The sequence below is a fragment of the Clostridia bacterium genome, assembly GCA_017410375.1.
Lineage (GTDB): Bacteria > Bacillota > Clostridia > RGIG6154 > RGIG6154 > RGIG6154.
This window is the reverse complement of sequence record JAFQQW010000015.1, coordinates 13,884-32,396: the sequence shown is the minus strand read 5'-3', so window position 1 is coordinate 32,396 and position 18,513 is coordinate 13,884. Positions and strand designations below refer to the sequence as shown.

General features: G+C 43.9%; 16 protein-coding genes. 4 read left to right on the top strand and 12 right to left on the bottom strand.

All coding sequences use genetic code 11. The features are described from left to right. Positions 1-48 precede the first annotated feature (48 nt). Positions 49-1,239 carry a site-specific integrase gene (locus IJE10_02045; protein ID MBQ2966889.1) on the top strand — a complete coding sequence of 397 codons (1,191 nt, stop codon included), beginning with the start codon at positions 49-51 and terminating at the stop codon, positions 1,237-1,239. A 197-nt stretch (positions 1,240-1,436) separates the two neighbouring features. Here the strand turns inward: IJE10_02045 and IJE10_02040 are convergent, their stop codons facing one another. After that, positions 1,437-1,943, bottom strand: coding sequence for a TetR/AcrR family transcriptional regulator (locus IJE10_02040; GenBank protein ID MBQ2966888.1), 507 nt, complete (start codon positions 1,941-1,943; stop codon positions 1,437-1,439). 130 nt (positions 1,944-2,073) lie between these two features. Between IJE10_02040 and IJE10_02035 the strand changes: the two genes are divergently transcribed. Together IJE10_02035 and IJE10_02030 are read left to right on the top strand one after the other, a co-directional pair. Next, positions 2,074-2,442, top strand: a complete 369-nt coding sequence (locus IJE10_02035; protein MBQ2966887.1) for a hypothetical protein — start codon at positions 2,074-2,076, stop codon at positions 2,440-2,442. A gap of 11 nt (positions 2,443-2,453) precedes the next feature. Continuing rightward, positions 2,454-2,642: a hypothetical protein gene (locus IJE10_02030; GenBank protein MBQ2966886.1), complete on the top strand. Its 189-nt coding sequence runs from the start codon at positions 2,454-2,456 to the stop codon at positions 2,640-2,642. Between the two features lie 27 nt (positions 2,643-2,669). On the opposite strand, the gene IJE10_02025 is transcribed toward IJE10_02030, so the two are convergent. The 8 genes from IJE10_02025 to IJE10_01990 all read right to left on the bottom strand — a co-directional run bounded on the left by IJE10_02025 (position 2,670) and on the right by IJE10_01990 (position 14,543). After that, positions 2,670-7,667: an S-layer homology domain-containing protein gene (locus IJE10_02025; protein MBQ2966885.1), complete on the bottom strand. Its 4,998-nt coding sequence runs from the start codon at positions 7,665-7,667 to the stop codon at positions 2,670-2,672. A 7-nt stretch (positions 7,668-7,674) separates the two neighbouring features. Beyond that, positions 7,675-8,472, bottom strand: coding sequence for a peptide chain release factor N(5)-glutamine methyltransferase (gene prmC / locus IJE10_02020; protein ID MBQ2966884.1), 798 nt, complete (start codon positions 8,470-8,472; stop codon positions 7,675-7,677). A 1-nt stretch (position 8,473) separates the two neighbouring features. Beyond that, positions 8,474-9,406: a DUF1385 domain-containing protein gene (locus IJE10_02015; protein MBQ2966883.1), complete on the bottom strand. Its 933-nt coding sequence runs from the start codon at positions 9,404-9,406 to the stop codon at positions 8,474-8,476. A gap of 133 nt (positions 9,407-9,539) precedes the next feature. After that, positions 9,540-10,658 carry a glucose-1-phosphate adenylyltransferase subunit GlgD gene (gene glgD / locus IJE10_02010; GenBank protein MBQ2966882.1) on the bottom strand — a complete coding sequence of 373 codons (1,119 nt, stop codon included), beginning with the start codon at positions 10,656-10,658 and terminating at the stop codon, positions 9,540-9,542. Positions 10,659-10,672: 14 nt separating this feature from the next. Then, positions 10,673-11,821: a glucose-1-phosphate adenylyltransferase gene (locus tag IJE10_02005; protein MBQ2966881.1), complete on the bottom strand. Its 1,149-nt coding sequence runs from the start codon at positions 11,819-11,821 to the stop codon at positions 10,673-10,675. 47 nt (positions 11,822-11,868) lie between these two features. Then, positions 11,869-12,282: a C_GCAxxG_C_C family protein gene (locus tag IJE10_02000; protein ID MBQ2966880.1), complete on the bottom strand. Its 414-nt coding sequence runs from the start codon at positions 12,280-12,282 to the stop codon at positions 11,869-11,871. A 2-nt stretch (positions 12,283-12,284) separates the two neighbouring features. Then, positions 12,285-14,186 carry a 1,4-alpha-glucan branching protein GlgB gene (gene glgB, locus IJE10_01995; GenBank protein MBQ2966879.1) on the bottom strand — a complete coding sequence of 634 codons (1,902 nt, stop codon included), beginning with the start codon at positions 14,184-14,186 and terminating at the stop codon, positions 12,285-12,287. Positions 14,187-14,267: 81 nt separating this feature from the next. Beyond that, the gene (locus tag IJE10_01990) at positions 14,268-14,543 is read right to left on the bottom strand and encodes a pro-sigmaK processing inhibitor BofA family protein (protein MBQ2966878.1); all 276 of its coding nucleotides are present in this window, start codon (positions 14,541-14,543) and stop codon (positions 14,268-14,270) included. A gap of 112 nt (positions 14,544-14,655) precedes the next feature. Between IJE10_01990 and IJE10_01985 the strand changes: the two genes are divergently transcribed. Further along, a complete protein-coding gene (locus IJE10_01985) occupies positions 14,656-14,991 on the top strand; it encodes a DUF1540 domain-containing protein (protein MBQ2966877.1) in 336 nt (111 codons plus the stop codon). A gap of 89 nt (positions 14,992-15,080) precedes the next feature. Here the strand turns inward: IJE10_01985 and IJE10_01980 are convergent, their stop codons facing one another. From IJE10_01980 to IJE10_01970, 3 genes are all read right to left on the bottom strand, one after another. Next, a complete protein-coding gene (locus IJE10_01980; GenBank protein ID MBQ2966876.1) occupies positions 15,081-16,508 on the bottom strand; it encodes an XTP/dITP diphosphatase in 1,428 nt (475 codons plus the stop codon). 53 nt (positions 16,509-16,561) lie between these two features. Then, positions 16,562-17,752 (bottom strand): galactokinase, encoded by a 1,191-nt coding sequence (locus IJE10_01975; protein MBQ2966875.1) that lies wholly within the window; start codon positions 17,750-17,752, stop codon positions 16,562-16,564. A gap of 87 nt (positions 17,753-17,839) precedes the next feature. Continuing rightward, a complete protein-coding gene (locus IJE10_01970; protein MBQ2966874.1) occupies positions 17,840-18,433 on the bottom strand; it encodes a hypothetical protein in 594 nt (197 codons plus the stop codon). Between the last annotated feature and the right edge of the window lie 80 nt (positions 18,434-18,513).

The following is an 18,513-nucleotide window of genomic DNA, read 5'->3' as shown; positions in this document are numbered from 1 at the left end:
TTTATAGACATATCAAGGCTCTTTCTGTTTGGGAAAGGAGAATTAAGAATGTCAGAAAAACGGAGAGATAATAAAAACCGTATTTTACAGACGGGAGAGAGCCAAAGAAAAGACGGCAGATATGCCTATAAATATGTTGATGGATATGGAAAACCACAATTTGTTTATGCGTGGAAATTAGTTCCTACGGACAAAACTCCGGCAGGAAAACGTGATGATATATCGCTGAGAGAAAAGGAAAAGCAAATACGAAAAGATCTCGATGATGGTATTGATACTAAAGGCGGTAAAATGACCGTTCTTGAACTTTACGATAAGCGTATAAAACAAAATGCCAATGTAAAAGAAGCAACCGTACTTAATAGAAATCAGCTTCGCAACATACTTGAAAATGATGCTTTTGGACGAATGGCAATAGAAAAAGTGAAAATGTCAGATGCTAAAGAATGGCTCATCCGATTAAGGAAAAATGGTTATGCTTATAGCACCGTGAAAAATCACAAGCGTTCAATGAGTGCAGTATTTTATATAGCGGTTGTTGATGATTGTATAAGAAAAAATCCTTTTCATTTTGATATTAGAGAGCTAATAGAAAATGATACTGAACCATCTGTACCTCTATCAAAAGAGCAAGAGAAAGCTTTTCTTGATTTTGTACAGCATCATAAGAGATATTGCAAATTCTATGACGATTTTCTTGTTTTGTTGGGTACGGGATTGAGAATTTCTGAATTGTGTGGACTTACACTTAATGATTTGGATTTCAATAATCAGCTAATAGATGTAAACCATCAACTTGTAGGAAATAAAAAAAGTGGGTTTAATATTATCCCACCCAAAACACAAATGAGTTACAGACAAATTCCTATGAGCAGAATAGTATATCAAGCTCTACAAAATATATTAGCAAGACCAAGACCTGAACAGTATGAGATTGAAGGACACAAAAATTTTCTTTTCTTTAATCATAAAGGTGTTCCGAGAAATTCAAAATCATACAGAGGTGCGTTGGATAAGATTGTTGAAAAGTACGAAGAAACAGATGGTATTGAGTTACCGACAATATCCCCACATATTTTCCGGCATACATTTTGCACGAATATGGCAAACAAAGGTATGAATCCAAAAGCTCTACAATATATTATGGGACATAAAAATATAAGAATCACATTAGATTACTACGCTCACGCTACTTCAGCTTCAGCAAAGGAAGAAATGGAGCGAGTAATGGCTATGTAGAAAAAGAAAGTTACTACTTTTTTTACTACTTTTCACATTGAAAATATAACAAATTTCAAGAACTTATGAAAAGATAAGGTGAAAAGCAAAAAAGCCGCAAAAGCTGATATAATCAACTTTTAACGACTTTTGAGCAGTTGTGAAAAGATACACAACTTTCACGGACAAGTTTCTTTAAGAATCTTGTCGTTTTTATTTTATCTGCCTTTATATTCGCTTTTTAAGATGGCAGCCATTTCCTCAGGTGTCTCCTTACACCCCTCCGCCAACCACATTTTGATGATGCTGTTTAAGCCGTTGCGAAAAAACTCAATATGGTATTTGATGTTTTTGCCCTGAAAATCATTTTCCGCTCTTACCGTGTCATACACAAACGCCTGATGCTTATCATCATATCCTAATTTAAAATATATTTTATAGAAAATCTGATTTTCATATATGTGCTTAAACATAGTTTCCGCATCCCGGCTTGCCCCGTCCTGAAACTGCGCGTTAAAATCCTGTTCCAGCTTTTCACGCAATCGGTCTGCCAGGTCATATACATCTAAAAAATTCGCATAAAAGGTACTACGGTTCAAGTTTGTTGCTTTGCAGATATCGGTTACCGAAATCTGATTTATATTTTTATCCTGAAGCATATTGATGAATGCTTTTTCTATTTTTTCCACCGATCCTCTTCGTCTTTTATTGTTTTTAACGTTCATATATGCCTCCATTATCCCAACACTTGTTGCGAAATTGATGATTGAATTTTTCCACCTGCTCCATTATACTATAATTGTATTAAAAAGACAAGTGTTGTTTTAATACAAATATATTTTTGGAGGTTTTATTATGAAAAAAAGCAGTTTTGTTGCCATGATGTTGGGCACAATTTCGGGTGTTTTGTTTGCGCTTGGGATGTGCATGGCACTTTTACCCGAATGGAATGCGTTCAAGCCCGGAATTGTTTTCGGAACGGTTGGTCTTGTGCTGAGCTTCATTACTTTTATAGTATGGAGAAAGATGGAGGGCAAAGCATCCATCCGTTTTGACGGCAGAATTTTTATGCTTAGTGTGCTTGGCATTGTCGGTGCGCTGACCTTAGGCGTAGGCATGTGCTTTTGCCTGGTATGGGAAAGCATCATTCTCGGTACTGTTATCGGCTTAGTCGGCATTTTGCTGTTACTTGCGCTCATTCCCATCACAAAAGGTATAAAGTAAAGGGGAAAAGCATGGCGAAATCAAAGCTTGTTAAAGCAAATGAAAAAATTGCAGAGCACGTTACCGATGGCTACAGAAAAATCGAAAACGCCGTGGTAGGCGGATATAAAAAAATCGAAGACGCCTTCGTTGAGCAGTATCTGACCCACAACGGTGAAACGGTTGAAGAGGCTAAAGCACGATTAAAAAAGAACAGATAAAAAAATGCACCCTGACGGGTGCATTTTTTATCTGTGTGCAATTTCAATAAACTGGGGATACGGATATTTAAAAGAAGCGTCCATAATCCACATATTTTCAAAATCGAACCCTGCAAAAGTATCGTGCATCTTAAGCTGTTGGTCGGTGCATTGCATCACATTTTCCGAGCTGCCGTTGTCCCTGCCAATGCCCTGCCTGCCCATATAATAGCCATTATACACCGCAGAGGTATTGGTTGCCGCAATACTGCCGAAATTACTTGCCGAAACCGAATCACCGCTGAAATACGTGTTCACCACCGTACCACCGTTATTGCCTACAATACCGCCTGCAAAGCTGTTTTGCGCAATTTCGGATTCAGCCCGTATGGTATTGGCGCTGTAGCAATCCGACACAATACCGAAATTGTGTGCCGCAATACCGCCCGAAACCGAAAGCTTTTGTGCGTTTGCCGTAATTTCTCCCGAATTAAACGAGCCGGAAATCACACCATGATTGCCGTACGCGATACCGCCCACCTGCACATTTTCACCCTGCACCGAAATATCGCCTGCATTGTAAGAAGAAATCACCATGCCGGTGCTCTTGTTTACGCCCACCAGACCGCCTCGGTTGACATTTTCGCTATTTCCTGTTGCCTGCTGCGCACCGATTTGCATACAGTTATAAATCAGACCCGTGTTATACGCCGCAACTGTACCGCCCGAGCCGTTGCCCGAGATATCCTCAAAGAAGCAGTTGTAGATTTCACCATGATTTTCACGGAACAAACCAAACTCTTCTCCGTCTATTTTCAAGCCCGAAATCTGATAATTATTTCCCACAAACAACCCGTAAAAGCTGAATACATTGTCCCCGATAGGCTTAAAGGAACGCGCTTTGCAATAGCCTGACATATCAATATCACCTAAAAGCACAAAGGTTGCTCCCAAATGTTTACGAACATTGTTCAGTTGCTCAGGGGTTAAGATTCTGTAGGGGTTATCCATACTGCCGTCACCACCTGCAAAATCGGTCAGATTTTCTTCCGCAATTTTAATTTTTTGTGGGTTTTCCTTCAGCTGAGCCGTATAAAAACCGTTGTCGTATTCAAAGCCCCAAACAGAGTCAAAATCGAAGGTTTTGTATCCTTCCTTGCGATACATCACGTCAATCGCCTGCGGGGTCACAAAATCCTCTTTCATAGCCCCTGCTCCCACCGGCTCTGCCACCGTGTTCTCATGTACAAAGCCGTAAAGCGTACCGCCGTTCGCCTTGCCTGAAGCCGAACCCATACCGGTTTCATCTGCAGTTGCATTGGTAAAGCCCGTATTATAGCAAGCACGGATTTCTGTTTTTTTCGCGCTCACACCTGCAATACCGCCTGCATATGCCTGTTTCTTTGCTTTTGCATGGATTTCGCCGGTGTTGTACCCATTGGAAATGCTGTTTTGCTGCAAACCTGCAATACCGCCGGCATTTGACGCTTCCGATTCGGAATACGCAAAAATTTTGCCGTTATTATAGCACCGGTCAATCACACCGTTATTCACGCCTGCAATACCACCGGCAATTCCCTGCACTGCCTGGGCAGTTGCCACCGCACCACCGATATTTCTGCACAGCACGACCGTGCCTTCATTGATGCCCGACACACCGCCGGTTGCATATGCCGAAAATACATCGCCACCATTTTCACATCTGTCTAAAAGTCCGTCTCCGGCATTCCGACCACAGATACCACCTGCGTACAGACCTGCCGTTCCGATTCTTCCGCTTTTAACGGTACAGTTTTCTATAACACCGCTGTTGATTGCCGCAACCGCTCCGGTTTCCGCTCTGCCTTCCGCCATAACATCAGCAAAAATCAGATTCTTGATTTTTCCTTCCAAGCGCTGTACAAGACCTGCCTGTTCTCCATAAACAGTCAAAAGGGATATCGTTTTCTGATTGCCGTCCAGCACGCCACGGAACGTTTCTACCGGTGTAAAAAGCAAGTCGTTTGCTTTAATATTCTGCACCAGCACAAAATGCCTGTCGGGGTACATGCCCAGATACCGAAGCTGATTTGCCAGACGGATTTTGTACGGATTTTCCGCACTGCCGTCCCCTTCCATATCAAATAACGGCAAGGTCATTTCCGGCATATTTTTTAAGACCGGGAATCCGTCTTTTTGTTGCCAGTTTTCGCCAAGCCGAGGCGGATTGTCACGAAAATCCGCAATACTTTTTGCTTCGCTGTCCGCTCTTCCGTAGTAATTCAGATAATAACAGTTTTTCACACCTGCTTGTGCGGTGGGATACAGATTATTGGCTGTAAGATATCCGCCAAACCAACTGTCAGATACCGTACCGCCGTCATTTTTCACAAGACCGTAAGCTTCTTTACCCGACATACGCACCGCAGAATGGCATTCCAAAACCGTACCGCTGTTTGAAAGCACCAATCCCGCCAGATAGCTGCCGTTAAAATTCCCGTCGGTATTACAGAGTTCTATTCTTCCTTCATTTGCAAGCACCAGACCTGCACCGTTTTCCGCCTGCATATCGCCGATAAAACTGCATTTTGAAATCGTGCCGTAATTTTTCATTGCAAAGGGTGCTATGCTTTCACCCGAAAGATTCGCATCTTTAATATAGAGCGCCGAAACACTTCCGTAGTTTTCGCCGAAAAGCGGTTTGTCACCCGAAAGCCCTAAAATCTGCATACGGTTTCCGTTAAAGGTACCGTAAAACACATCCGCAACCAGCGCCTTTGAATCGGTTTGCGTCTCTGCCAGATTCAGATTGTTCATCAGAATAAAGTGCGCACCCGGATAGTCCTTTACCTTCTGCAAATGCTTCGGCGTCACAATCTTATAAGGGTTGTTCGCACTGCCGTCACCGCCTGCAAACTCGGTATAATTCTCGGTATACTGCACAGTATAGTGCGGATTTTTAGTCAGCACGGGATAAGGATATGCACCGTCTGCCGAAGACTCCCACACATGAATCGTATCAAAGCCGAAATACATATCTATGTTTTTCATCTGACTTTGTGCCGCAGTAACCACATTTTCTGTTTTTCCGTTGTTTGTCAGAACGGCAGGCTCCAGAAAGGTGTACCCGTAAATTGCCGTTCCGCTGTTACTGTATATCAGACCTCCCGACCCTTGTGGCATCGAGCCTGCAAAATATGCCGATTTCAAGCTACCCGAATTGTAAAACGCAATACCACAGCCTTGGGCACTCAGTACCTCTGCCGCACTGTACACATCTGAAACAGTCCCGTCGTTTTGGAAAACAAGTCCCGATGCCCGACCGCCTGCTTCAATTCTGCCGAGGGTGTAGCTTTCAGAAATAATGCCCTGCTTTCCGTTCTGATACACAAGTCCTGCAGAGCTTCCACCCGAAAGGCTTCCCTCGAAAAAGCAACCGCTGATTTGACCGTTGTTGTGCATCGCCAGACCTGCCACATTATTTTTTGAGCGGATTGAGCCGTCGGTAATGTGTACGTTTTTCAAAACGCCGTCATTTTGTAAAAACAATGCCGTATCCGCGTCTGCCTGCAAGCGTACGGTTTGCAGTTTGTAGCCATTGCCGTCATATACACCCGAAAAATCGAAAACGCTTCGGGTTATACCTTTAAGATCTGCGGTCTGTACAAAAAATTTATCCGGATTTTCAGAAATATTTTCAAACTGTGCAATCGTTTCAATCCGATAAGGATTATCCAAAACCCCTTCGCCGCCTGCATAGTGTGTAAAATTTTCATTACCCATAAACGGGAAATCCGCGATACCCGTTACACGGTTCTGCGGCACAAAAGCTTCCGCCGAAAAATGCGCACCCGGATTTTTACCGCTGTACACATTTGTTTCGGTACCTTTACCGCTGTTTGTGATTTCACCGGAAAGGGTATAGCAATTCTGAATTTTCCCCTTGTTTTCACCTGCAATCGCACCACAGCTTTTCGCCACAGTTCCCACATTAAAGCAATTTTCCACCGTGCCGTCATTCAAGCCCGCAATACCGCCTGCCGTATGCTCTGCATCCAGCGCCACCACATCCGAGGCATTGTAACAACGGTCAATTTTTCCGTAGTTTTCATAGGCAATACCGCCAAACTGCTTTACATAGTCAGGCGTACCGTTTATAAAGGAGGTGTTGGCACAAAGGGTAATTTTACCATTATTGGTATCACAAAGAGCCATACGGGTATCGGGGCAAAGCAAACGCACCTTTGTAACCATACCGCTCAAGCCAACACAGCCGAACAGTACATTGCTGGCGTCCTGACTGTTTTTGGCAATAATCCGATAAAAACCGCCGTCAAAAGTCCCGTTAAACGGCATTTCTTTACTTCCGATAACCGGCATGGGAATCTCATCAAAAACCACATCACACATCAAGCGGTAAGACGCCGTCCTGTCCGTACTGATAAACGCAAACTGCTCCGGCTTTGTGATGCGGTACGGATTTGCAATACTGCCGTTTCCGCCCGAAAAAGCACCCGCCTCTAAGATTTTGGCAAGCACCGCCGCCGCTTCACCCCGAAGCAGATTGTTGTTTCCGCGGAATGTGCCGTCCGGATAGCCCGAAACAATATTCATTTCCTCTAAAGCAAGCACCGCACCGTATGCCCAGTTCGGAGCATCCTCCACATCGGGGCTTTTTTTATTCTGCACCGAAAGTCCCATGGCACGGCTCAGCATAACCGCCATTTCCGCACGGGTTACGGTTTGCTCGGGGTTGATGTGTTTGTTTTCATCCCCCGTCAGCACACCTGCATTATATAATATCGCACAATCCTTGTAATACCAGGCATTTTTTGGTACATCCGGCATGTCTGCACTGCTTTTTACCGAAAAAGAAAAGGCGCGATTGAGCATAGCCGCAAATTCGCACCGAAGCAAAGGGTCATCCGCACGGAAGCCCTGTTCATCCCCAAACATGATTTGATTTTTCTGTAGCAGTGTGCAATACGGGTCCGCCCAATGCGCAAAGACCGTGCTTTGCATCAGAAACAGACACAAAAGCACCCCCGCAACCAATCTCTTTTTCATATATCCCTCACTTGAATGCATACACCACCCGGTCATTACCGCATAAATCCTGCAGCACAACCGTGTTTTCAAAAACACTTTCAAAGATGTTTTTTACAGCGTTCCCCTGATTGTATCCGATTTCCACCGCCAGAAAACCGCCTTTTTTCAGCATTTTTTTACTGTTTTTTGCAATGCATCCGTAAAAGTCCAAGCCATCCGCACCACCGTCTAAAGCCATGCGCGGCTCGAAATCCTTAACTTTTTTCTCTAAACTGTCCACCACCGCCGATTCAATATAGGGCGGGTTAGAAACCACAAAATCTACATTTTCTGCATCCGAAAACGTCTTTGCGTCTGCTAAAATCCATTGAATCTGTACACGGTTTTCAGCACCGTTTTCCTTTGCCACCGCAAGTGCCTGTGCACTTAAATCCACAGCCTGCATCTTTGCACCTGCATAGTGTGCCAACGAAACGGCAATACAACCCGAGCCGGTACAAAGGTCTAAACCTGCAGGATTTTTCACGTCTTTCAGTTGCTCTAAAGCAAACTCCACCAATGTTTCTGTGTCTTGACGCGGAATGAGCACCGCCGGAGTCACTTTAAAGGGAAGCGACATAAATTCGGTTGTCCCCACAATATACTGAATAGGCTCTCCAGTCAATGCTCTTTGAATTGCCGCATCGAAATCTGCATCGGTATTTTGATCGGGCGAAGACAGCATTTGTGCCGTATTCATCCCAGTCAAATGCGAAAACAAGATGGCACCGTCGGCTTTACCCAGTTTTTCTACGCAATATGCATACGCCTGTCTGACCGTCATCTTACCACTCCGCTTCGTCACGGTTTTCCGGAATAACTGCCTGCATGGAAGCAATCGCCACCTCTAACTGGCTGTCGTCCGGCTCCTTTGTGGTGATTTTCTGAAGCATTTTACCGGGCCAGCTTAAAATGGCAGTAAACCAATTGTCATGACGGCCTGCAAATTTTATAATTTCATAGGATACGCCTGCAACCACCGGCAAAAGCGACAGACGGGTCAGCGTACGCATCCAGATATTGTCCCAACTCAGAAATGAAAAAGTAATAATACTAATAACCATAACAATCAGCAAAAAGCTTGTGCCGCATCTGGGATGCAGACGGCATTTTGTGCGTGCGTTTTCCACAGTCAGCTCCTCACCCGCTTCATAACAGGCAATGGTTTTATGCTCCGCACCATGGTACTGAAATACGCGACGGATGTCGGGCATCAGAGATACCAACGTAAGATAACCTAAGAAAATCGCAATACGGATAATGCCTTCAGCCGCAGATAAAACAAAATGGTTATCCACAAAGAGACTGACCAGACTTCCCAGCCAGGTAGGCAGTAAAATGAAAAGCCCCACCGACATCAGAACGGAAAAAACAACTGCAATATAAATTACTGCATCTTTGAGCTTATCGCCAAATACCTTTTCCAACCACGCATCAAATTTCGAGGGTTCTTCCTCTTCAATATCCATAAATTCTGCCGAAAACATCAAAGCCTTGGTGCTGGTCACCATGGACTCAAAAAAACCGATACAACCGCGGATAATGGGCAGTCTCCACAGCCAGAACCGCTTGTTCGGTGCCTTGATATCCTTTAAATCCATTGCAATTTCCCCATCAGGCTTACGCACCGCCACAGCCATTTTTTCAGGACCGCGCATCATAACGCCTTCCATAACGGCAGAGCCGCCAATAGACGTTTTATGTTCCTTTTTTGCCATAATTTCCTCCTTGTATATGTCAAGTAATGCTACATATTTCTCTATTATAAGTATAGCAGATTTTTGCGCTTTACGCAATACCTTTTAAAAATTTCACATAAAAAGAAAATCTGCCAAACGGCAGATTTTCTTTTTATGCTTTATTGTAGGATTTCCGTTCTAAAACAAGCGGATACTGCTTGGGACATTCTACCGTTATGCCGGCATCTACCGTCACGCTCTTGTCCACAATCACGTTTTTGAGCTTCGCACCGTCTCCAACCACTACATTCGGAAGCACTATGCAACCGTCAAGCTCCGCACCTTCGCCGATACGGACATTGCGGAACACAACAGAATTTTTAACCTTTCCGCGCACCACACTGCCGTCTGCCACAATAGAATGTGCCACATCGCTGCCGCTGATATAATGTGCCGGCGGAGAGTCTTTTGTTTTGGTATAAATCGGATGAATGCTGGAGAAAAGCTCACCGGTAACATCCAGAGCCAGCATATCCATGTTTGCGTTATAAAACGATTCTACCGAATTTACACAAGCTGCATATCCGTTAAAGGGAATTGCATTTACGTGTTGTGTCATAATCAAATCGTAAATCACTTCTTTGAATGCGCCTGATGTACCGAGTGCTGCAGCCTTATAAAGAATTTCGGTAAGCAGCTTTTTCTTCATAAAGAAAACTTCCATACAAATATTTACATTGTTTTCAATACCAATATTTTTAGCCACATTTATAACGCGGTTTTCTTTGTTGAACTGAATCACATCACAGTTCAAAAATGCATTTTCACCGTTATTTATAGTTTTGTATACAACACTGATGTCTGCACCCGAAGCCTCGTGCTGTTCAGCCATGTATTCTAAATCCATATTTGCCACCATATAAGAAGAGGCTAAAATTACATTTTCAGGCTTTGCGCGGCTGAAAAATTCCATGTTGCCGGCAAAGGATTTGGCATTTGTATGCTCTGCAGTACCCAAAAGGGTGTTGGAAAAAATAAACAGACCGTCATTTTTTCTGTCCAGGTCCCAGGGCTTACCGCTTCCCAAATGGTCATACAGCGAACGGGTGGTTTTTTTTGCAAACACCGAAATATGTGTCAGACCTGCGCGCACCATATTGGACAGAACAAAATCCATCACGCGGAATCTGCCCCCAATCGGAATGGTTGCGATGGGACGGTTTGCTGTAAGGCTTCTGATATCACTTTCTTTTTCTTCCAGGTTAATAATACCCATATAGTTTCTAAGCATTTTTCGTCCCTCCTTTAATTGCCTGCATAGGTTTCGGGCTTGATGTTGATATTATCTTCAATCAAGGTTACCGTTTCGCCGTTCCCCACCACATTGTCACCGTTTACGGTTGTGCGGGTGCCTACAATACATTTTAATACCTTTGCACCGCTCAAAATGCGTGCATTACTCATAACCACACTATCCTTGATGTGTGCATTCTCCGCCACATATACGCCCGGGAAAATCACCGAATTTTCCACATTGCCCAGAATAATGCTTCCTTCCGAAATCAGGCTGTTTTTCACATGTGCATTTTCACCGATGTGCTGCGCCGGAAGTGCCTCTGTCTTGGTGCAGATTTTCCAGTCATCATCATACAGATTCAGCTCGTTATCAGGGTTAAGCAAATCCATATTTGCTTCCCAGATGCTGTCGATGGTACCAATATCTCTCCAGTACCCGTCAAAGTTATAAGCGCAAAGCTTTTTACCGTCATTTAACATGTTGGGAATAATGTTTTTACCAAAGTCATGGGCAGAGCCTTCCACCTTTGCATCCGCGGTCAGATATTCGCGCAATGTTGCATAAGTAAAGATATAAATACCCATAGATGCAAGTGTGCTTTTGGGGTTTGCAGGTTTTTCTTCAAACTCATAAATGGTCATGTCCGGATTTACGTTCATGATACCAAAACGGGACGCCTCGTGCATGGGCACATCAATAACTGCAATGGTGGAGTCCGCACCCTGCTTGATGTGATGCTCCAACATTTTATCATAGTCCATTTTGTAAATATGGTCACCCGACAGAATCAGCACATATTCGGGATTGTATCTGTCCATAAAATACAAATTCTGATAAATCGCATCTGCTGTACCCTTATACCAGTCACCGCCTGCTTCGCTCATGTAGGGAGGCAGAATGGATACACCGCCATGGTAAACGTCTAAGTCCCACGCTTTACCGATGCCGACATGTTCATTCAGTGCCCAGGGCTTGTACTGGGTTAAGATACCAATTGTATCAATACCGGAATTGGCACAGTTGCTGAGCACAAAATCAATAATTTTGTACTTACCGCCAAACGCCACCGCCGGTTTCGCTACATTTGTGGTCAATGATTTCAAACGAGACCCCTGTCCGCCGGCAAGAATCATTGCGACCATTTCTTTTTTTGCCATTTTTGTTCATCCTCTCTTTATCTTTGCGACCTGAAAAGTCGTAATTTTTATTCTGTCTCTAATATCTTCTGTGCAATTTCTACAGCGGTGGTAATGCAATCGTTACAGGAATATAGCGGAACATCCTGATTGTTCTTTCCCTTTAAGGTACGGCAAATCACACTGCCTGCCTTTTCCGCAAACGCCTTGTACATGGCAGCCGAAATTTTATATGTCTCTCTCTTTGTTTTTCCGCCATCTGTATTTCCGTCGCTGTTTTTTAGTCCCGCAAGCATAACTGCGCCCGAAAGGGCACCGCAAACGCCATCGCTATTGCCCATTCCAAAGCCAAAGCCCTCACAAAGCTTATACAAAGCCTTATCGTCCACATCAAAGCAGTCCAAAAAAGCCAGTGCCACCGCCTGACAGCAGTTATATCCTTTATCATGCAAAGCCAACGCCTTTTCTTGTCTGTTGTTCATGTTTATCCCTCCGGCTTGTTTAGTTCTTCCTGCGGATAATAAGGCTTAAGCAAAACCGCGCCAAAGGGCGGCAGCTTCATTTTAAGGCTATAGGGCATATCGCCTCTTGCCTCTGCCCTCGGTATCAGCAGGCCACGGTTCAAACGGTTTTGACCGCCGTAAAGACTACCATCCGCATTCAGAATTTCCCGATACTCAATAAAAAACGGAACGCCCAAGATAAATTCCTCATGATATACGGGGGTGAAATTCAAAACAACCACCACTGTATCCTCTCTGCGTGTGCCGTATCTGACATACGCAAAAATGCTTCCCTCTTTATCCTTTGCGTCACTCCAACCAAAGCCTTCCCAACCGGTGTCCTGCTCCCAGAGTGCCGCTTCTTTTAAGTAAAGATGATTCAAATCCGCCACAAAGGCTTTAACCCCTGCATATTCCGGGAATTGCAGTAAATTCCATTCCAATCCCTCATAAAAACGCCATTCCAGTGCGTGTCCGAATTCGTTACCCATAAACATCAGCTTTTTACCCGGAGTGGAATACATGTAAGTGTAGTAGGTCTTAAGCTGTGCCAGCTTATCTTCCCGATAGCCCGGCATTTTTTCTACCATAGAGCACTTTCCGTGCACCACCTCATCGTGCGACAACGGAAGAATATAATGCTCGTTAAACGCATAAAATAACGGAAAAGTCAATTTATCGTGCATACCTTTTCGATAAAGCGGATCCTGCTTCATATATTCTAAGGTATCATTCATCCAACCCATGTTCCACTTAAAGGTAAACCCTAAACCGCCGATTTCGGTAGGCTGTGTGATACCGGGTCTGTCCGAAGAATCCTCCGCACACATCAATCGACCGGGATACGCCTGACGGATATAGCCGTTTAAATCCCGCAAAAAGCAGATTGCTTCAATGTTTTCGTAGCCGTCATACTGATTTTTCAGCTCGTTGCAGCGCGCCTTTCCGAAATCAAAGGACAGCATGTTTGCCACCGCATCGGCACGGATGCCGTCAATGTGATAGATGGAAAACAGATAGTCTGCATTGGATTTTAAAAATGAACAAACATGATGCTTGGAAAAATCAAAATTGGTGGTGCCCCAACCGGGATTGTCTGCCTTTACGGTGTTTTCCGCTTCAAAAACGGGCGTGCCGTCAAAATACCGCAGACCGTGTGCATCCCGGCAAAAGTGACCGGGTACCCAGTCTAAAATCACACCGATGCCGGCAGAATGTAATTCGTTTACAAAATATTTAAAATCCTCCGGCGTGCCGTAACGGGAGGTGATGGAATAATAGCCGGTAGTCTGATAACCCCAGGACGCATCTAACGGATGCTCACAAAGGGGCAGAATTTCAACATAATTATAGCCCATCTGCAAAACATAGTTTGTGAGCATAGGCGCAAGCTCTCTGTAGGTATAGTAGCTTCCGTCTTCTTTTTGTTTAAAAGAGCCTAAGTGCACTTCATAAATATTTACGGGACTGCGCGCAAACAAAACCTTTTGTTTTTCTTCAAAATATTCTTCGTCGGTCCACGCAAAGTCCTCGTGCTTCCAGATAACCGATGCCGTATCCGGACGAAGCTCACTGTAAAAGGCATACGGATCACTCTTTAAAAAGGTCTGTCCACCATGTTGAATGGAAAATTTATAGGAATCACCATGTCCTGCGCCCTCCACAAAGGCATGCCAGACACCGCCGTCCTTTTGCATGGGATTTTTGGATGCATCCCAGGCATTAAAAGAACCCACCACCGCCACAGACTCCGCATTCGGAGCAAAAACGGCAAAGTGCACGCCGTTTTCGACAGGGTGAGCACCTAAAAATTCATAGCTTTTCGCAGAGGTCCCCGCATAAAAAAGTTCAATGTCCGATCTGTGTTCATCCCAAAAACGCATAAAGCGGTTCTCCTCCTTCGAAGAATTTATCTATCTTTATACTATTATTATAACGCTAACGCCTCCTTTTGTCAAGGGAATTTAGGCGCGCAGAATGATTTGCAAAAACAAAAGCAGCGCAATACCCGGAACCCCGAGAACGCCTGCTATCGCGGAAGTTACGGCATTTATGCCCACCGACATTCCGAAAAGCCTTAAAAGTAAGTTCAGGAAAAGCAGTAAAGCACCGCCTGCTATGGAATTTATAAACAGTTTCAGTGCCATTCTTAAGGGAACATACAAAAGTCTGATTAAAATAAACAGCAAAATAAGACCTAATACAAAAGCTACAAAAAATTCCATCGGGTTCTGGTTCATATTTTTCTCTCCCGGTTCGGTACAATTACACTAAAACCTATGCAAAAAAGGACAAAACTATGAATATTTTTTTGCTTTTTGAACAAATTAACCCCGAAAGGAGTGTTTTGAAATGGAAAACAAAACAAACACAGTAAAATGCGGCGTAACCGACTGTGCTTTTTACAGCAACAGCTACTGCACAGCAAACGGCATCAACATTGGCGGTAAGGACGCAGAAAAAGCAGACAGTACCTGCTGTAAAACCTTCACCCCCTCAGGCAACATGGTCAATTCCTGCGGTTGTTCTGTAAAGGGTGGCGAAACCACCATCCACTGCGACGCACAAAAATGCACCTACAATGAAGACTGTCATTGCATGCTCTCGGACATTGATGTAACCTGTGCCTGCGCAGGCTGTGACTGCGGTACGTCCGATCAGACCTACTGTGCATCTTTCAAAAACTGATTTCCTCTTTTCTTCTCTTCTTAAACGAAAAAGCGCGATTGAAATCGCGCTTTTTCTAAATCTGAAATTATTTATAAATTTGTCAACTCTTAAAGAAAGAATTCCATTTTATGCTTTCTTTCGAAGGACGCTCCGGGCTGTAACCAGTTAAGTCCTTCTTTTTCTTCCGCATGGGTACTTTCATACCGGGAATCCGCCACACCAAACCACGGCTCTATGCAGTAGAAATTTCCTTTTCTTGCACGCCAGAGGCCCACACAAACCGTATCGGCAAGGTCATAATGCACGCGTACAATCGGCTTATTTTTGTAATTCAACTGAACCCAGGAGGAATTTAAATCTTTAGAGAAATAAAAGAGATTCCTGTTTTCATTGTAAATCGGAAGCACTTTTTCTTTTGTGCCGAATTTCTTCTGTGTCATCCAAGCCCTTGTTTTTAAGATATTCTCTTTTAAATTTTCTTCCTTCTCGTATTCAATGAAGTAGTTTTCCCAATCGTCTCCAAGTTTGTATGCTTCATGAGAACCCAGGTTAAAGAACAGCGCCTTGTTGTCAGTATTTTCTACTTTATAAGCCACTTTCCAGAAATTTTCCTCCAATGTATGGGTTACATAAAAGCGGAACGCAAAGGGATAACTCTTTAAAGTGTTTTCGTTTTCGCAAAGCACATAGGTTGCGGTTGTTTCGGAAGCATGCACCAGTTTAAAAACGCTTTCTCTTGCAAAGCCGTGGGGGTTAATGTCATAATGCTTTCCGCCGTAGTAATAGCCCGCCTCGTCTTTGGTCTTGCCCAGAACCGGGAACAGCGCAGGCGCTGTATAATTCCACACCTTAAAATCGGTATTCAGCAAATCCTCACCGTTTTTCACATTGACAAGCTTACGTACCTCCGCACCGCGGGCAACAATTTCCGCATGTAAAACGCCGTTGCCCAACACAACTGACTCATCTGTGAAAAAGCGTTCTAACTTTTCAAGTGCTCTTGCTCTGTGGCTCACTTCATTTTTCTCTTCCAAAGTTAATGTGCCAAAGGTTTTATTTAAGGGCGGATAGTAAAATACCGGGTCATACCCGAATCCGCCGTCCCCGTCGGGAGCTTTTAAAATCTCGCCGTAGCACTCACCGCGGAGAGTCACGTCTCTGCCGTCCGGATAGCAGATGGCAATCACGCTGACAAATCGCGCACCGCGCTCTGTCTTGTTTTCCATGTCCTCCAAAAGCTTGATATAACGCTGCTTGTCGCTTAATCCCTCACCGCCGTAGCGGGCCGAATAAATGCCGGGTGCATTATCAAGTGCAAACACCTCTAACCCCGAATCGTCCGCAATGGTCATCTTTCCGGTCAGGTCACAAACCGCTCTTGCTTTTTTTATCGCATTTTCCTCGAATGTGGTGCCGTCTTCCTCTACCTCAATGTCAATACCTTTATCTTTCAGGGAAAAAACCTCATAATCTTTCAGCTTATTCTTAAATTCCCGCACTTTCCCCTGATTATTGGTTGCAATTATCAGTTCCATCAGATTCTTCCTTTCGTGAAGAAAGGTAAGGCGAAAATCGCCTTACCTTTTTATTATTTAACTTCCATACCGCCGTCGCCGATATCCGAAATGTAGAACGAAGCTTTATAGCCTACCTTTTCTTCATACAACGGGTCAAGTGTATTGATAAAATCCTGCGCATGGGCAGTCTTTACAATGCTTACGGTAGAACCGCCAAAGCCTGCACCGGTCATTCTTGAGCCGATAACGTAAGGCAATTTTCTTGCTTCCTGCGCCAAAATATCCAGCTCGTCACAAGACACTTCATAATCGTACTGCAACGAATCGTGCGAATCATTCATCAACTGACCGAAGGTTGCGATATCTCCTGCCTTAAGTGCCTGCACACTCTTATGTACACGTGCACATTCCAGAACAACGTGCTTGATTCTCTTTTGAACGATGGGGTCTGTAATAACCGCTTTATGCTGTTCAAATTCTTCGGGTGAAACGTCAGCAAGCTGTTTGATTTCGGGCATTACGGTCTGCAGAGCCTTAAGACCTGCTTCACATTCCATACGGCGCTCGTTGTATTTGGACGCACCTAAAGAATGCTTTTTGTTGGTGTTGGAAATAATCAGACAGCAGTCCCCTAAATTGAGCGGAACCAGCTCATAGCCGAGGGTTGCACAATCTAAGAAAATTGCATGGTCTGCTTTACCCATTGCGGAAGCGAACTGATCCATAATACCGCATTTAACACCGATGTAATTGTGTTCTGCTTTTTGGCTGAGCAGCGCCATTTCCACCATGTTAATGGGTGCATCCGGCTTGTCGTTCGCTTCATTAGAGAATTTTGCAAACATCAGTGCGGTAGATACCTCAATTGCCGCAGAGGAAGACAAACCGCCGCCGTGCGGAACGGTATCGTCATACATCAAATCGCAACCGGTTAAGGTGTACCCTGCTTTTTCCATTTCCACAGCAACACCAAGCTGATAGTCACCCCATTTGAGCTGACCTTTCCATTTTTCCAGATCTCCGATTTCAGCTTCCACCAGAATATCCAAGTCGGTTGCCTTTAAACGGATTTTATTATCATTTCTCTTTCTTGCAACGATGGTGGTTTTCATGGTAAGCGCCGCCGGAAATACCGGTCCGCCGCAATAATCCACGTGTTCACCGATTAAGTTTACACGGCCCGGAGAAGTAAAGACTCTTAAATCCTTATCCTCACCGCCAAAGGTTTCTAAAAACATTTTTTTGATTTCAGCAATCTGCATAATCTTAAACTCCTTTATTGATTAAAGTCTGTTATTTTCTAAAGTATACCATAGTTTCTTCAAAAAAGAAAGCCTTTTTTGAAAATTTTACAATAAATATGATGCAATATTTTCTCTTGTCTGCGGTTTGATTTCAGGTTCGGGCAAAGCCGATGCAATTTTTTCAGTCTGCAAATTCCCATTTCTGTATTCCGCCAGCCATTTTTTAGCTTCCGCATACTGTTGCTTAAACGCACTTTCCGAAAGCTTTCCCTTGTTCTTTAAATACCGAAGATGCTTAGTATGCTTCATAAACTCTGTGTATCCCGCATCCCCTTCATTGTTTTTGCGGAAGGTTTTGCCTGCACCGATTTTACGGCAGGATTCTTCTCCGTCCATGACATAATTACAATACTTTTCATCCGTACGGCTTTGTGGTGCAAAAAATCTTCCGCAGTTTTCGCAACGGTTTATGGGAAGCTCTAAAATTTTAAGCATGCCGACTGCCACTTCTGCCGCATCTCCCTCAAACATAAGTTTACCGTCTTTAAACTGCGCGTTTATTTTTCCTTGTCCCTTCTGTGCACCGCAAAGAAGCTTAAACACCCTTTCGTCTGTTAAGCTTTGCTGTGCAAGCCATCTGTTTAACGGATGACTGATACCATCTTCAAAGCAGATATAATTTTGTTCAAAGTAAAACAAAGCATCCCCTCCCTGGAATAATTTGTATCTTTTTTATTATTTTACTATTTTTATTTCCTCTTGTCAAGCTTTATTTTCTG

Bases quoted from the DNA above. Each gene is read 5' to 3' on its own strand.
- IJE10_02015 (MBQ2966883.1), bottom strand. From the start codon at position 9,406: ATGGCAAAAAAGGAACATAAAACGTCTATTGGCGGCTCTGCCGTTATG.
- glgD (MBQ2966882.1), bottom strand. From the start codon at position 10,658: ATGCTTAGAAACTATATGGGTATTATTAACCTGGAAGAAAAAGAAAGT.
- IJE10_02025 (MBQ2966885.1), bottom strand. From the start codon at position 7,667: ATGAAAAAGAGATTGGTTGCGGGGGTGCTTTTGTGTCTGTTTCTGATG.
- IJE10_02030 (MBQ2966886.1), top strand. From the start codon at position 2,454: ATGGCGAAATCAAAGCTTGTTAAAGCAAATGAAAAAATTGCAGAGCAC.
- IJE10_01990 (MBQ2966878.1), bottom strand. From the start codon at position 14,543: ATGAACCAGAACCCGATGGAATTTTTTGTAGCTTTTGTATTAGGTCTT.
- IJE10_02045 (MBQ2966889.1), top strand. From the start codon at position 49: ATGTCAGAAAAACGGAGAGATAATAAAAACCGTATTTTACAGACGGGA.
- glgB (MBQ2966879.1), bottom strand. From the start codon at position 14,186: ATGCGTTTTTGGGATGAACACAGATCGGACATTGAACTTTTTTATGCG.
- IJE10_01975 (MBQ2966875.1), bottom strand. From the start codon at position 17,752: ATGCAGATTGCTGAAATCAAAAAAATGTTTTTAGAAACCTTTGGCGGT.
- IJE10_02000 (MBQ2966880.1), bottom strand. From the start codon at position 12,282: ATGAACAACAGACAAGAAAAGGCGTTGGCTTTGCATGATAAAGGATAT.
- IJE10_01985 (MBQ2966877.1), top strand. From the start codon at position 14,656: ATGGAAAACAAAACAAACACAGTAAAATGCGGCGTAACCGACTGTGCT.
- IJE10_02005 (MBQ2966881.1), bottom strand. From the start codon at position 11,821: ATGGCAAAAAAAGAAATGGTCGCAATGATTCTTGCCGGCGGACAGGGG.
- prmC (MBQ2966884.1), bottom strand. From the start codon at position 8,472: ATGACGGTCAGACAGGCGTATGCATATTGCGTAGAAAAACTGGGTAAA.
- IJE10_02035 (MBQ2966887.1), top strand. From the start codon at position 2,074: ATGAAAAAAAGCAGTTTTGTTGCCATGATGTTGGGCACAATTTCGGGT.
- IJE10_01980 (MBQ2966876.1), bottom strand. From the start codon at position 16,508: ATGGAACTGATAATTGCAACCAATAATCAGGGGAAAGTGCGGGAATTT.
- IJE10_02040 (MBQ2966888.1), bottom strand. From the start codon at position 1,943: ATGAACGTTAAAAACAATAAAAGACGAAGAGGATCGGTGGAAAAAATA.